Annotated in this window: 14 protein-coding genes and 1 pseudogene; 4 read left to right on the forward strand and 11 right to left on the reverse strand. The window is 68.6% G+C overall.

The window, feature by feature from the left end; genetic code table 11:
- Together ACE1OA_RS00225 and dnaK are read right to left on the reverse strand one after the other, a co-directional pair.
- Positions 1–609, reverse strand: coding sequence for a nucleotide exchange factor GrpE (locus ACE1OA_RS00225; protein WP_356603930.1), 609 nt, complete (start codon positions 607–609; stop codon positions 1–3).
- 8 nt (positions 610–617) lie between these two features.
- Positions 618–2,519, reverse strand: a complete 1,902-nt coding sequence (gene dnaK / locus ACE1OA_RS00230; protein ID WP_432751947.1) for a molecular chaperone DnaK — start codon at positions 2,517–2,519, stop codon at positions 618–620.
- A gap of 537 nt (positions 2,520–3,056) precedes the next feature.
- Here dnaK and ACE1OA_RS00235 point away from each other — a divergent pair.
- Positions 3,057–4,909 (forward strand): annotated as a pseudogene (locus ACE1OA_RS00235) (PucR family transcriptional regulator).
- Positions 4,910–5,101: 192 nt separating this feature from the next.
- Here the strand turns inward: ACE1OA_RS00235 and uvrA are convergent.
- The 6 genes from uvrA to ACE1OA_RS00265 form a co-directional block, all read right to left on the reverse strand.
- A complete protein-coding gene (gene uvrA / locus ACE1OA_RS00240; protein WP_432751948.1) occupies positions 5,102–7,570 on the reverse strand; it encodes an excinuclease ABC subunit UvrA in 2,469 nt (822 codons plus the stop codon).
- A gap of 814 nt (positions 7,571–8,384) precedes the next feature.
- Positions 8,385–8,531 carry a DUF6221 family protein gene (locus tag ACE1OA_RS00245; protein WP_432751949.1) on the reverse strand — a complete coding sequence of 49 codons (147 nt, stop codon included), beginning with the start codon at positions 8,529–8,531 and terminating at the stop codon, positions 8,385–8,387.
- A gap of 144 nt (positions 8,532–8,675) precedes the next feature.
- Positions 8,676–9,263, reverse strand: a complete 588-nt coding sequence (locus ACE1OA_RS00250) for an IS5 family transposase (protein WP_432754017.1) — start codon at positions 9,261–9,263, stop codon at positions 8,676–8,678.
- Positions 9,264–9,393: 130 nt separating this feature from the next.
- Positions 9,394–9,510 carry a hypothetical protein gene (locus ACE1OA_RS00255; RefSeq protein ID WP_432754018.1) on the reverse strand — a complete coding sequence of 39 codons (117 nt, stop codon included), beginning with the start codon at positions 9,508–9,510 and terminating at the stop codon, positions 9,394–9,396.
- A gap of 67 nt (positions 9,511–9,577) precedes the next feature.
- Entirely contained in the window at positions 9,578–9,868 is a 291-nt protein-coding gene (locus tag ACE1OA_RS00260) for a barstar family protein (RefSeq protein WP_432751950.1), read from the reverse strand.
- A gap of 90 nt (positions 9,869–9,958) precedes the next feature.
- Entirely contained in the window at positions 9,959–10,162 is a 204-nt protein-coding gene (locus ACE1OA_RS00265) for a hypothetical protein (protein WP_432751951.1), read from the reverse strand.
- A gap of 607 nt (positions 10,163–10,769) precedes the next feature.
- On the opposite strand from ACE1OA_RS00265, the gene ACE1OA_RS00270 reads away from it, so the two are divergent.
- Complete coding sequence (locus tag ACE1OA_RS00270; protein WP_432751952.1) at positions 10,770–11,387, forward strand: hypothetical protein; 618 nt, start codon at positions 10,770–10,772, stop codon at positions 11,385–11,387.
- 305 nt (positions 11,388–11,692) lie between these two features.
- Here ACE1OA_RS00270 and ACE1OA_RS00275 read toward each other — a convergent pair whose 3' ends face one another.
- Complete coding sequence (locus tag ACE1OA_RS00275) at positions 11,693–12,277, reverse strand: SMI1/KNR4 family protein (protein WP_356603882.1); 585 nt, start codon at positions 12,275–12,277, stop codon at positions 11,693–11,695.
- A 436-nt stretch (positions 12,278–12,713) separates the two neighbouring features.
- Here ACE1OA_RS00275 and ACE1OA_RS00280 point away from each other — a divergent pair, with 436 nt between their 5' ends.
- Positions 12,714–13,316 carry an ADP-ribosylglycohydrolase family protein gene (locus ACE1OA_RS00280; protein WP_432751953.1) on the forward strand — a complete coding sequence of 201 codons (603 nt, stop codon included), beginning with the start codon at positions 12,714–12,716 and terminating at the stop codon, positions 13,314–13,316.
- A gap of 10 nt (positions 13,317–13,326) precedes the next feature.
- Here ACE1OA_RS00280 and ACE1OA_RS00285 read toward each other — a convergent pair whose 3' ends face one another.
- Positions 13,327–13,881, reverse strand: coding sequence for a TetR family transcriptional regulator (locus ACE1OA_RS00285; RefSeq protein WP_432751954.1), 555 nt, complete (start codon positions 13,879–13,881; stop codon positions 13,327–13,329).
- A 215-nt stretch (positions 13,882–14,096) separates the two neighbouring features.
- Complete coding sequence (locus ACE1OA_RS00290) at positions 14,097–14,480, reverse strand: hypothetical protein (protein ID WP_432751955.1); 384 nt, start codon at positions 14,478–14,480, stop codon at positions 14,097–14,099.
- On the opposite strand from ACE1OA_RS00290, the gene ACE1OA_RS00295 reads away from it, so the two are divergent.
- Positions 14,454–14,726 (forward strand): helix-turn-helix transcriptional regulator, encoded by a 273-nt coding sequence (locus ACE1OA_RS00295; protein ID WP_432751956.1) that lies wholly within the window; start codon positions 14,454–14,456, stop codon positions 14,724–14,726. The genes ACE1OA_RS00290 and ACE1OA_RS00295 overlap by 27 nt on opposite strands.
- The last annotated feature ends 8 nt before the right edge of the window (positions 14,727–14,734 follow it).

Here is a 14,734-nt window from a genome sequence, read left to right on the forward strand (position 1 = left end):
TCACTCCCGCTTCGCGACGGTCACGGCGGCGGGCCTGAGCTGCCGCTCGCCGTCCCCGTAGCCGGGGCGCAGTACCTCGACGACCGTGCCCGGTGGGGCGTCGGGGTCCTGGACGACGCCGACCACCTCGTGCCGGGCCGGGTCGAAGGGGACTCCGGTCTCCGCGTGCCGCGGGTAGCCGAGCAGTGCGAGGACGTTCACCGCTTGGTCGCGTACGGCCAGGATGCCCTCCACGATCGCGCCCGGATCGGCGCCCGCGTGGGTCAGGGCGAGTTCGAGGTTGTCGAGGACGGGCAGGAAGGCTGCCGCCGTGCGGGACCGCTCCACCGCCCGTTCGCGCTCCAGTTCCCTGGCGTGACGCTTGCGGAGGTTGTCGAGGTCGGCGAGTGCGCGCCGCCAGCGGTCCTCCAGTTCCTGGATCGCGGTCGTGTACTCGTCCTCGGCCGGCGCGGGGCCGGCGGCATCGGGTCCCGGTTCGCCGTCCGCCGCTCCGGGCCGGGGCGGGCCCGGTTGAGGCAGATCCCCGCGAGGGGGGCGTCCGGCGCCTTCCGGGACCGGGTCGACCGGATCCGAAGCGGCCCGGTCGGGTTCCTGGGGGTAGGTGGGCATGGCGCGCCTCAGCCCTTGTCGAACTCGGCGTCGATGACATCATCGTCTCCGCCACCGCCACTCGTGGGACCGCCGGTGGCGGCGTCCTGGGCGGCACCTCCGCCCGTAGCGGCGGCGCCCTGGTGGGCCGCCAGCCCGGCGAGCACCTGCTGGAGTTCGGAGGTCAGGGGCCGCACCCGCTCGACGCCCGCCTCTTCCTTGACCGCCGCACGGGCGTCCGCCACGAGCATCTCGCCGCGTGCCTTCTCGTGCGCGGGCGCTGCGTCGCCCAGTTCGGCGAGACGCTTCTCGACCTGGTACGCGATGGCGTCGAGTTCGTTGCGGGCGTCGACGGCCTCGCGGAGTGCCTTGTCCTGACCCTGGTTGCTCTCGGCCTCCTGGACCATGCGTTCGACCTCACTGCGGTCCAGGTTGGAGCTCTCGCTGATGGTGATGCCCTGTTCCTTGCCGGTGTCCCGGTCGCGGGCCTTGACGTCGAGGATGCCGTTGGCGTCGATGTCGAAGGTGACCTCGATCTGGGCTTCGCCCCGCGGCGCCGGCCGGATGTCGGTGAGCTGGAACCGGCCCAGCACCCGGTTGTCGGCGGCCCGCTCGCGCTCGCCCTGGAGGACCACCACGTCGACGGCCGGCTGGTTGTCCTCGGCGGTGGAGAAGGTCTCGCTGCGGCGCACCGGGATGGTGGTGTTCCGCTCGATGATCTTCGTCATCACTCCGCCGCGTGTCTCCACGCCCAGCGACAAGGGGGTCACGTCGAGCAGCAGGACGTCCTTGACCTCTCCCTTGAGCACCCCTGCCTGGATCGCGGCACCAAGGGCCACGACCTCATCGGGGTTGACGCTCATGTTGGGTTCCTTGCCGCCGGTCAGCCGGCGGACCAGAGTCTGGACCGCCGGGATGCGGGTGGATCCGCCGACGAGGATGACCTCGTCGATGTCGCTCTCGCCGACCTTGGCGTCGGCGATGGCCTGCTGGACCGGTCCCAGGCAGCGCTCCACCAGGTCGCCGGTGATCTGCTCGAACGTGGACCGCATGACCGAGTCGGTGAGGTGCTTGGGCCCGGAGGCGTCGGCGGTGATGAACGGCAGGCTGACCTGCGTCTGCGTCACCGAACTCAGCTCGGTCTTGGCCTTCTCCGCCGCCTCGAACAAGCGTTGCAGCGCCTGCGCGTCCTGACGCAGGTCGATGCCGTTCTCCTTCTGGAAGTCGTCCGCGAGGTGGTCCACCAGGCGCCGGTCGAAGTCGTCGCCGCCCAGGTGGCTGTCGCCGGCGGTGGAGCGCACCTCCACCACGCCGTCGCCGACGTCGAGGATGCTCACGTCGAAGGTGCCGCCGCCCAGGTCGAAGACGAGGACGGTCTCGTGCTCCTTCTTGTCCACGCCGTACGCGAGGGCGGCCGCCGTCGGCTCGTTGATGATCCGCAGCACCTCCAGGCCGGCGATCCGTCCGGCGTCCTTGGTGGCGGTGCGCTGGGCGTCATTGAAGTAGGCGGGCACCGTGATGACCGCCTCCGTGATCCGCTCCCCGAGCTGCTTGGAGGCGTCGTCGGTGAGTTTGCGCAGCACCTGCGCACTGATCTCCTCAGGCGCGTACAGCTTGTCGCGCACCTTGAACCGGGCCGCTCCGCCGTCGCCCTCGACGACGTCGTACGCCACCGCCCTGGCCTCGTCGGAGATCTCGTCGAAATGCCGGCCGATGAACCGCTTGGCCGAGTAGATGGTGCCCTTGGGATTGAGGATCGCCTGGCGCCGGGCCAGCTGGCCCACCAGACGTTCCCCGGTATCGGTGAAGGCCACCACGGACGGTGTCGTGCGGTTGCCCTCGCTGTTGGGCACGACGGATGGCTCTCCGCCCTCCCACACGGCGATCACCGAGTTGGTGGTGCCCAGGTCGATGCCCACTGCCTTGGCCATGAGGAACTCCTCCCGGTACGGCGCCTGCGCCGACTGTCCGGATCACGTTCGTTCAGGTACGGGTGGGACCTCTGCCAGTGGTCTCCAGCCCGCCGATCAGCCCTGCTCCTCGTCGGAGACCTCCTCGACGAGGAGCAGGGCGGAGACGACGGGGTAGAGCCGGTTCACCAGGCCGAACAGCGACCCGAGCAGGACACCGGGGCCCTCTCCACGGGAAACCCGTGGCCGGAGAGGTGGTCAACGGCGCTTGCGGCTTCCCCGTACGTCTTGTACGAGGCAACCGGCCTGCGGAGCTGCTCGGTAGCCGCCCGGCCCTTCCTACCGGTGCGCACGGTTTCGAACACTCCCCAGGGTGGCGGGCCCAGTGGCTCCACGCCTGCGCCTGGCAAGACGGAAACGCAGGAGTCCGGTCGCCCCACGAGGACGAGAGGAAGAAGAGGACGAGAGGACGAGAGGACGAAGACGAACATCTCGTACGAGCCGCCCCGGCCAAGCACCACCGCCCGGCTGTAGGCTCGAAGAGAACGGAGTGATCCCATGGCCAGCAGCCGGGCGCACGACCTGTACCTCCGCCGCTGCGACCGGGAGAGCAGCCTTCCGCGGGGCAGCGGCGGGCGGCTCCTCATGGCCGCGCGGACGCGGAGAGGGCCCCGCCCACCCCGCGGCAGCGGGTGGCGCCCCACGGCCGCGCGGCGAGGGCCCCGCCCACCCACTCCGACCCCGGCCGACCATGCCCCCCACGATCTGATGGTGCTCTCCAGTGCCCTGTTCGCCACCCTGGACGAAGGCGAGATCCTGAGCCTGGCCATGGACCACGTAGCCGCCGCAGGGCCGTACAGTGCCGAGGCCGGATACCTCACGGTGAACGGCGCCCTGCTCCCCAGCCCGAAGAACGGGCAGGTCCACGCCATGGCCGTGGACCGGAGGGTGCGGGAGCTGGCCGGGGAGGACGGCCCTGTGACCGTGCCCGGCCGCCCCAGGGGCCAGGCCCTGGGGCTACGCGGGCTTGAGCGGCTCCACGGCTACCTCGTGGTGACCTCCCGCTCCCGGCCCACCGAGGCCGAGCGGTCCCTGCTCGCGACGCTGGTACGGCACACCGCCGCCGCACTGTCGCTCGCCTTCGCACACCGCCGCCAGCGCGAGGACGCGCTGGAACTGCACCGGCTGAGGGAACAGCGAACAGCCCTCCAGGGGCAGCTGATCTCCGTCGTGGCCGAGATGGGGTACCAGCGGTCCGTTCACGCGCTCATGGCCGACGTCGCCGCCTCGGGCGGCGGCGAGGAAGCCATCACCCGCGCACTGCACGGGCTCACCGGACTCCCCGCGCTGGTCGAGGACCGCTTCGGTCGGCTGAGGTCCTGGACCGGCCCCGACCGCCCCGACCCCTATCCCGAACCCGACCCCGTGCGCCAGGACGAAATGCTGTACGCCGTCGGCCGTCAGGCCGGGCCGGTGCGAGTGAAAGACCGGCTGGTCACCCTGGTCCGCCCGCACGGCGAGATCCTGGGCGTGCTGGCCCTGGTCGACGTCCGGCGCGAGGCCGACGAGCACACCCTGCGCGCGCTGGAGGACGGCGCCGCGTCACTCGCCCCGGAGCTGGCGCACCTGCGCAATCTGGCCGAAGTGGAGTCGAAGCTGCACCGCGAGCTGGCCGACGACCTCCTGGCAGGGACGGACGAGGCGAGCGCCTACGCCCGGTCCGAGGCAGTAGGACACGACCTGCACCGCCGCCACTATGTCGTCGTGGTGCGGTGGTCCAACCGGGCCGCGGACGGTTCCTTCGCGCAGACCGTGGGCCGGCGGCCTCTGCCGTGGGTATGCACTCGCTGCTGACCCGGCGTTCCGACCACGTGGTCCTGGTCGCCGACGACAGGCCGCATGCCCGCGCACTGTACGAGGCGCTCGCCCGGGAGACGGGCACACGGTCCGGGGCCATCGGGGTGAGCGCCCCTTGCGACTCCCTGGACGGCATCCCCCACCGCTACGAGGAGGCGCAGCGCGCCCTGGAAGTGCGCCGCCACTCCCGTGAGCACTACGGCACGACGTTCTTCGACGAGCTGGGGCTCTACCGCATCCTGGGACCCGGAAACGACTACCGGGAACTGGAGACGTTCGTCCACGAGTGGCTCGGGCAGCTGATCGACTACGACTCACGGCACCACACGGCCATGGTGGAGACGCTGTCCCAGTACTTCGACTGCGGCGGCAACTACGACGAGACCGCCGAGTCCCTCGCGATCCACCGCAGCACGCTGCGCTATCGGCTCCAGCGCATCCGCAACATCAGCGGCAACGACCTCGCGAACGTCGAGGACCGGCTCAACCTCCAGGTGGCGACCCGAGTGTGGAAGATCGTGCTGGGCGAACAGGCAGGAAACCGGCATCGTTGAGCGCGATACAGCAGATTGATCACCATTCGACACATGCATACCTGGTCCGCTGGCAGCGAGGAGATCGATTCGCAGGAGCCGTACGGCTGGGGCACGAGCCGTACGGCCGGCTGGGGAGGGCTGACCTCGGCGCGTGATGAGTCGAAGCCGGCCCCGAACCCGGCTGACCGGCGCTCAGCCCCAGCGCCGTCGTCAGGAGCGCGCGAGCCGGGCCGCGAGGTAGGGCGCGGTGGCGCTGCGGCGGGCTCTCGCCACCTTGGCCGGCGGGCCTGCCGCGACCACCCGCCCGCCCGCGTCGCCGCCGCCCGGCCCGAGGTCGATGACCCAGTCGGCGGTGGTGATCGTGTCCAGGTCGTGCTCGACGAGGACGACCGTGTTGCCGGCGTCGACGAGCCGGTGCAGCTGTCGCAGCAGCAGCGCGACGTCGGAGGGGTGCAGCCCCGCCGTCGGCTCGTCGAGCAGGTAGAGCGCGTGGCCGCGGCGGGCTCGCTGCAGTTCGGTGGCCAGTTTGACGCGTTGCGCCTCACCACCGCTGAGCTCCGTCGCGGGCTGCCCCAGCCGCAGGTACCCCAGTCCCACCTCGCGCAACGTCTCCAGACTGCGGGAGGCGGCCGGGACGGCGGTCAGGAACGTGGCGGCGGCGTCGACGGACAACCCCAGCACTTCGGCGATGTTCTTGCCGCGGTAGGTGACTTCCAGCGTTTCGGCGTTGTACCGGGCGCCCTGGCAGGTCGGGCACGGTGCGTAGGTGCCGGGCAGGAAGAGCAGTTCCACCGCGACGAATCCTTCGCCCTGGCAGGTCTCGCACCGTCCTTCGGGCACGTTGAAGGAGAACCGCCCGGCCGAGTAGCCGCGCGCCTTGGCCTCGTCCGTCGCCGCGTACAGCTTGCGCACCGCGTCGAACAACCCCGTGTACGTGGCCAGGTTGGAACGGGGAGTTCGGCCGATGGGCCGTTGGTCGACCCGGACCAGCCGGTCGAACGACTCGACCCCCGACGCGTCCTGAACGTCAACCACCAGCTGCGCCTCATCAGGCCCCTCCGGTACGAGTCCGAGGTGGCTGCGGACGACCTCGGCGAGCACCTGCGTCACCAGCGTCGACTTTCCGGAACCCGACACGCCCGTCACCGCCGTCAGCACGCACAGCGGTACGTCGACGGACACGTCGTGCAGATTGTGGCGGGACACGCCCCTCAGGTGCAGCCAGCCCTGCGGTGTGCGCGGGCGGTGATCGAGCGGTTTGGCGCGCCCGAACAGGTACTGACTCGTGGCGGACTCCGCCACCCGCTCCAGACCGGCGACCGGGCCGCTGTACAGCACGCGGCCACCGCCCTCGCCCGCGCCGGGGCCTATGTCGACCACCCAGTCCGCCCGCCGTACGACGTCCATGTCGTGCTCCACGACGAACAGCGAATTGCCCGCCGCCTTGAGGCGCTCCAGCACGTCCAGCAGCGGTTCCACGTCGGCCGGGTGCAGGCCCGCGGAGGGTTCGTCGAGGACGTAGACGACGCCGAACAGCCCCGAGCGCAGCTGGGTGGCGATCCGCAGGCGCTGCGCCTCGCCGGGCGACAGGGTCGTCGAGCGGCGCCCGAGGCTGAGATATCCGAGGCCCAGGTCGAGCAGGACGTCGACCCGTGCGACCAGATCGCCGCAGATCCGGACCGCGACCTCGGTCGTCTCCCCGGATCGGGCGGTCGAGGTGGTGGCGTCGGCCTCGGACCGTTCCGCGACGGGCCGCAGCAGCCGCACGACCTCGGTGAGCGGCATCGTGTTGATCTCGGCGATGGAACGTCCGGCGAAGGTCACGGCGAGCGCCTCGGGCCGCAGTCCGCTGCCGTGACACTCGGGGCAGGGCACGCTCCTGACGAACCGGAGCGCGCGTTCGCGCATCTTCTCGCTCTCGGAGTCGGCGAGGACGTGCATGACGTGCTTGCGGGCGCTCCAGAACTTGCCCTGGTAGCCGTAGTCGACGCGGTCCTCCTCCGGCTCGACGTACACGGAGGGCTGCTCGTCGGTGTACAGCAGCCAGTTCCGGTCTCTCTTCCTGAGCCTGCGCCACGGTCGGTCGATGTCGATCCCCAGGCCGCTCACGACACTGCGCAGGTTGGCTCCCTGCCAGGCGCCCGGCCAGGCGGCGATCGCCCCCTCGCGGATGCTCAGCGAGGGGTCCGGGACGAGCAGGTCCTCGGCGACGTCGTGTACGACGCCCAGGCCGTGGCACTCCGGACAGGAGCCGGCCGCGGTGTTGGGTGAGAACGACTCGGCTTCCAGCCGTGCGGCCCGGGGCGGATAGGTGCCGGCGCGGGAGTACAGCATGCGCAGCAGATTGGACAGCGTGGTGATGGTGCCGACCGTCGAGCGCGAGCTGGGCAACCCGCGTCGCTGCTGCAGGGCCACGGCCGGTGGCAGCCCGGTGATTTCCTGCACGTGCGGGGCACCGACCTGTTGCAACAGCCTTCGGGCGTACGGTGCCACGGACTCGAAGTAGCGCCGCTGGGCCTCCGCGTAGAGCGTGCCGAACGCGAGCGAGGACTTGCCCGACCCGGAGACGCCGGTGAAGGCGGCCATCGCGTCCCGCGGAACGTCGACGTCGATGTTCCGCAGGTTGTTCTCACTGGCGCCCCGCACACGCACGAAGGGGTCGGTCGCGTCCTTGCTCACCGCTCCTGATTACCCGATCGCGCCGGGAACCGCGCGACAGGCGCCGTCACCGGGCCTCGCTCGCACGAGCGTCCGGATCGTCGATTCGATTCGAATGGACCCGACACCCGCGTGCGGACCCGAACGGCCCCACCGGCGTGACGTCGGGATGCGCACACGTCTCGTGACGACACGTCGTCCGCCTTCCTGCCCGGCCGCTCGTCCATCCCGGCCGGTATCCGCATGACGGCCCACCATCGCGCCCGGCGGCGGGCCGTCGTCAGCGCCGGATGGGTGGAAGGTCATGGCATCTGGGTGCACCCTGCGGGGGGCTGTGCACGCGGTCGGAATGACGGACTGGCCGGTACGGCGGAGCTGGGCCGTGGTGTGGATTCGGCCTCTGAGCAGGGGGAGTTCCTCCTCCGTCTCGCGGTGCCCGTGCAGGACGCCGGCTTCCAAGGTGCGGCGGGCGGTGCGGGCCAGCAGGTCTGCGAGGGCGGGGAGGAGGCCGTCGGCCGTGGCTGCGGTGACCGGCTCCGGGTGGTCGACAGGTCGCAGCCGGGTAGGAGACCGGTTACGACCGGCCCACGGTGCTTCCCAACCCTTTCGCCGTCCTCCGCCCCTGTCGTCGACTGGACGGCGAGAGGGACAGCCAGTACCCGCACGGACCGCGCACCGCGCCTGGCGCGGCCGCACCATGGATGGGGCTCATCCGCCGCCGCTGGCTCCATCCCCGCAGGCGCGGGGCCGACTCCCACGCCTTCCAGATGTCCTTGGCCAGGTCCGGACCATCCCCGCGCGCGGGGGGTCGACTAGGGCCTGTCTCCTTGAAAGGCTATGGGCGCCATTCCTGCTGGTAGGCGGGGCGCTCGGCGTACGACTGGCCAAGGACTCGCAGCGCGTATGCCAGGCCGGCCGAGCGGGAGTCTGAGGGGTCCATGGCTTTGTAGTCGTGCCCCAGCTGCTCGATCAGGTCGAGCATGGGGAGATGGCTGTCGAGAAGAGCCTCGCCGCCCAGGGTGCCGGCCACGTAGGCATAGGCGTGGTTGTCGTCCATGATACGTGCGACGAGGAACTCCACAAGATCGTCCATGCGGCCATCTTTGCGGGCAAGGTGCTTCAGCGGTCAAGCGGCGGTCCAGATGAGGATCGCGGCGAGGTGGAGTGCGGCCTGGTGCGCGATGGCGAGCTTGTCCGTTCGCATGGCCAGGCCGCGCCACTGCTTGAGTCGGCTGATGCACCGCTCGACGGCGTTGCGCTGCTTGTAAGCCGCGGCATCGAAGGCCGGTGGGCGGCCTCCGTCGCGGCCTCGCCGCGGCCGGTGGCCGATCTGGTCGGACGGCTGGGGGACGACAGCGCGGATTCCACGTCGGCGGAGGTGATTTCGGATCGCGCGGGATGAGTACGCGCGCGGTCCGCCAGCACAGCATCGGGTCGGGTCGGGTCCTCGGTCTTCCGGGACCGCTTCGCGGAACACGGATGCCGGCCATGACGCTCTCGAAGGCTGGGCGTCGCCCGCGTGGCCTGTGGTGACGTGGAGGGCCAGGGGGCGCGCATGGCCGTCGCTGGCGAGGTGGACCTTATTAATCAGGCCGCCGCGGGAACGTCCGAGCGCATGGTCGTCGGGTTGGGCCCGGCCTGGAGCCCCTTTTTCCTGGCCCTGGCGGCGTGCTGGTGGGCCCGGCAGACGGTGGAGTCCACCGACACGGTCCAGCCGATGTTGTCAGCACCCTCGGCCGCTGCCAGGACCGCGGTCAAGATGCGTTCCCAGGTGCCTTCCACGGCCCACCTGATCAGCCGTTTATGGGCGGTCTGGAACGAACCGAGCTCGTCGGCAGGTCCCGCTAAGGCGAGCCGGTGCAGTACTTCCACGCGGTGGCCTTCAAGGTTCGACGGTGATCGACCCACCGCCGACCACGGACCGGGTCGGCCGGCATCAACGGCTCGATCCGGTCCCACATCGCATCAGTGATCACTAACCGAACGGACACATCTGATCAACTGACCAACCGATCAAAGAGACACGCTCTAGGGGAAGAGGACAGTGAAGCGGTCTGATCGGTCGAAGGACTCATCTTGTCTCTGAACTTCCAGGAGCAGGTCCTGGACCTGAGTGAACTCTTCCTTCCCCATCAGGGCACGGCTGGTCTCACTGTGACGCCACACCAAGTCGACAGGCCGTTCCACATCGGTGGTCAGCCGGTCCCACAGGGCATTCAAGTTCGCACCGTAGTAGGGGCCGAAATCCAGGGCGCCGGCGAGCAGTCGGTGCAGGTCGGCTTGGGTGCGGACGCGGGTCCCGTCGATTTCTACTCTCACTGGTCGAGTCCCGTTCTTCTGGCATGATCGATGCGTCGGGGTAGGCGCTTGGAGTCTATGGTCGTGCTCTTCTTCGTGGGTGCTTCGCGTTTACCAGGCGTTCCAGAGCGCGCCGTGGCGGTGTCGGGTCGGCGGTATGTCGGTGTCGGCAAGGTCGTGGCCGGCGTGGTGCAGTCCGCGGACCCGTTGGGCGTCGAGTCGGGTCTGGAGTCGAGCGCGGGCCTCGGCTGTGGTGATCTCGGTGGAGTACGAGGCTGTTCTGCAGTCGAGTGCCATCTGCTGCCAGGTAGTCACCTGGTGCAGTGTCTTGACCGGGGTGGGGCGGCGGCCTTCGCGTGCGGCTCGGGCGAGTTCAGCGTTCGTGTAGCGAAAGTCGTACAAGGACATCGTGGCCTGCGATACGCCCTCATGGATGCGGAGCTGTCTGGGATGGGTGCGGACGGTGCGAGACATCGAGAGCCTCCGTAGGGACCCTCCGGGCTTTCCGGAGGTACCTACGGCGGATGAGCGGTGGTCAGCATGAGTCAACTCCCTCGGGATGGTCGGGAAGGCCGCCGGGATGGGGCGGTTCGGATTGGGGCGGTCGGGGTGGACTCCCGCCGGCACAATAGTCACACCCGGGGTGCGGTGGCTTGGGGATTTCCCCCCTGTTGCTGGCAGGCGAAACCCATGCCTTCGCGAGACTGTGTGCGCCCCCGGTGTCGATGGACTCTCTCGGCAAAGTGATGCCGCTGCAGTGGGCATCGGCCTTCGCGGCAGTCGACTTCGACAGGTGTCCCGCGGTGTCCGGCGCTGTTGCTGTGACGTCTCGTGAGCCCGCTCGGACTGCTCGTACGGTTCCTGCGGTTTGCCGGCCGGTGGGCCGTCAAAACCATTTGACGGGGGCAGCAGAATGTCCGGCATGGGTACAGACATGAGCGGCTTTCTCGAATATCGGGCGCCGCAGGAGGATGGGGAGGCAGCCTGGTACGCCGCACATGACCTCGACTCCCTCAACGACATCCGTAACTACGATGCGTTCGGCTGCCTCTTCGGGGTTCGCAACTACGCCAACTTCCAGCCCCTGGCTCCATCCCGGGGACTGCCCGCCGACGCCTCGGCTACCGTGAGTGCGCGGTTCGCTCAGCTGACCGAGTGGTACGGCGAGGACGGCTTCCACGGCATCACGTGGATCACCTGGGCTGAGGTCAAGGCGGTCGACTGGGACGAGCGGGCGGAGAAGCCCGACAGTCGGCTCCACGAGTACCACCAGACCCCGGACGGGCTCAGGATGACAGGCAAGTCCTCCTGGAGTCCTGCATTCGCCGAGGCTGTCGGTGTCGAAAAAGGCGAAGCGCGCGAGTGGCCCGAGGGAAGTGAGTGGCTCGTCGGAGACACGCTCTACCGCTCAGTCACCCTCCGCCGTCGAGACGCCGTCCGCGAAACCGGCGAGTGGCAACCCGTCTGGAAAGCCATGAAGACACTCGCCGCACAGCACGGCGACGACAACGTGCGCCTCATCGTGTGGTTCGACGACTGACCACACCCCCTACGCCTGAACATCAGCGCCACCACCTGAGCAGTAGACTCGACTATCCCTCATTACACCTCTGACCTGTACAAACAGTGAGGCGATCGCATGGGATTCCCGCGACACCTACGAGAATCCCACCCCTTCAACGGAGCCGCAGGTCACACCCCTTCAGCTGCGGACACCGCTCGAAACTCCCCTGGTCAGACGCGTTCCCTCATTCCTCTCATCTGTCCAAACCAAGTCACGGAACATCAGATCAGAGCTGCTGTGGCTGTCCGGCAAGAGAAAAGGACTCACAGCGAAGCATTTTTTTACCGCTGCAGCCACGGGTTTACGCCCGCTTCCCTCAACCGCATTTCCTCCCGCGTATGAAGAAAACGCGGGCGCGACAAGCCGGACAGGCGACGCGTGCTAATGGGGCAGGGGTCAAACTCCGCACGCAGCAGCCTCACAATGAATTCACTCATTCCACATTCGTAAACCCGCCATACTGCGTCACTACGAGAGAAAACAGCCACGGGCCACCTGTCCGGATCTGACTCCTCTGCGATCCAGCACAATATATCCGCCTCATCGGTCTCGCCCCAAACAAGCAAGTCCTCCAGTCGATATTTCTCGGCCGCCCTGGCGTCAGCCCATTCATTAGCCTCCGGAAACTCAATTACCTCCTCAGGGACCCTATCCACCCTCCTGGCAGCCAGATCCGAAGCAGGCGCGGGAATAGCCACCCACAACGTTTCTTCGATCGACCCATCGCCAAACCTCGCAACGAAATCAACATAGTCCTGCGGAAAACGCACGCCGTACTCGACCTCGACAGATCCCCAGTCAAGGCGATCACCCCCATTCCCCAACCGTTCCAGCACTTCAGAGAGTTGCGCGCTGTAGTCTGTCATGCGGGACCCCTCACTCGTCATCGGTTCCACTCATCTGTACCCCGCACAGGGACGGGTCCTGGGTTCGACACGTGGCCCAAATTATGCCACTGCCCAGTATTGATTCCGTAGAACTTGTCAGGAACCACCACATTTGGGATATCGACACCAGGCGATCCGTCTGGACTCCTGCCAGATGCGTATATCTCAAAACCGTAGGGCACAGTTCGAGGTCCGTCGTACAACGACTTGACTCGATAGTGGACGACCTGCCCTTGGTTGATAGCCAGCCTCACTTGACGTTCATAAGTCAGCATTGTCGGCCTCTGTTGCGGTGCACGTCTATCAATGGTCCACGCATTGGCCGACCGACTACACGTAGCGAAACCGTCGCTACTCCGGAAAAGCCCAGCTCGCGAATGCGTTCCCGGATGCCGGCAGCAGTTTGCTCGGAGCCATGATCCGTGCCGACGCCTACGGGTACGCCTGCCCCGGCCGTCCCGGACTCGCCGCCGAACTCAGCTGGCGCGACGCGTCGTTGACCCACCGGGGCAACGGCATCTACGGCGCGATGTTCGCCGCGGCCGCCATCTCCGCCGCCTTCACCGCGGGCGGTCCAATGGAGATCTTCACCACCGCGCTGCGGTACGTACCGCAGCGCAGCCGCTTCTTCGCCGTCGTCAGCGACTCGCTGGAACTGGTGGCCGGGGCCCGTGACTGGGTGGAGGGCTACCGCGCCATTCACGGCCGGTACGCCGAGTACGGCCACTGCCGCGTCTTCCAGGAGAGCGGGACGCTGATCAACACCCTGCGCTTCGCCACGGACGTCGGCGACGGAATCTGCAAGCAGGTCAGCCAGGGCAACGACACTGACAGCTACGGCGCGACGGCGGGCGCCATCCTGGGCGTGTACTTCGGCCCCGGTCACCTGGAAGAACGGTGGATCACCCCCTTCCGCGACGTTCGGCACACGCGGCTGGCCGGCTTCCACGAGTTGTCCCTGGCCAGGACCGCCGACCGCGTCGCCGCACTCCCGGCCCGTGTTCTGGGACAGAGCTGAAGAACGATGCTCAGGTCTCCCCCAGCATCCTGAACGCGACCCGGGCCAGACGGCCCGCGGCCACCTCCGGCGGCCAGGTGGGGAGGACGAAGTGGCTGATGACCGTCCGCACCACGAAGTCGGTGACCACGTCCAGGTCCTCCTCTCCCCGGGTGGGAAAGCGTTCGGCCAGCCAGGCCCGGAGCAGGTGCTGTGCCGCGTCGAAGAGCGGGTCGGCGCGCGCGGTGAGGCAGGGCAGCAGGCTGTCCGCACCTCGGCGGGCGGCGGTGACGACGGCCCGCAGCAGGGGGTTGTGCTCGGCCGCCGTGAGAACGAACAATAAGGCGCTCGCGAGCGCGCCCCGGGGGTCCCGGTCCGCGGCAGTCAGGGTCTCCGCGACGCCGTCGAGGAGTCGTCGGGTCTCGCGGGTCACCAGCGCGTGGCCGAGACGCGTGCGTGTGCCGAACTCCTTGTACACGGAGGGGCGGGACACCTGCGCCAGGGACGCGACGGCCGACAGACTCGCCCGGTCCCAGCCGTCGGCACAGGTCAGCTCGTACGCCGCGTCCAGAACTCGCTCACGCATCTCCTTGCGCCATGCAATACGAGGCGGATCGGGCAACACCTCGACGGGCGAGGTCCGACCGGTGTTCTCGTGCGTCGGCATGAAGGCAAACCTGTCCGTGGGGTTACAAGGGGAAGGGAAACGAAAGGCGTGCCCGTCGCCCGGAGCGGGGTCCGGGCGACGGGAGGAAGCAGGAGGACCGCAGCTCTCCGGGCCGGGCCGCCGACCCGAGGCGGTCACGATGCCGCGCGGAAGGCGTACGCGCCGCGGTCGGGGGCTGCGGCGTTCCGGGGAGCACCGGTGATATCGGTGGTGACCGCGGGGAACGACGTGCCCGGGGAGTCTGCCCGGAGGCGGAAGTCCGAACCGGGTGACGTGCCGGGATTCACCAGCTTCGGGTCGGCGATGACATCGTTCCTGCCCTGCACCTCCGGTTTCAGCCCGCCGTAGTAGATGTTGTGGTCGTACGTCACGTCGACGTTCCGGTCGGCGGTGTTGGTCCTTTCCCCCGAAAGGGCATAGGAGATGTTGTTCAGAATCCGTACGTCCCTGCTCTTGAGAGCGAATATGTCCGCGACCGCGCCGACGAGGCCGTGACCGTGCGGGCGGTCGTCGACCACACGCCCCTGTCACGCCGCGCCCTCGAGTACCGCTTCACCACCCTCCTCGGCCGCACGATGACGATCCTCCGGGTGCGGATGACCCGTGTCGCCGACCTCCTCATGTCGACCGACTGGACCCTGCCACGGATCGCGGAGCACCTGGGCTTCCCGCACTCCGAGTACATGGGCGTCGCCTTCAAACGCCACACCGGCATGTCACCCGGTGAGTACCGCGGTCATGTCTCGGGCCGGTCGGTCGGGTGAGGTCTCAC

It is taken from the genome of Streptomyces sp. JL2001, assembly GCF_050917515.1.
Lineage (GTDB): Bacteria > Actinomycetota > Actinomycetes > Streptomycetales > Streptomycetaceae > Streptomyces.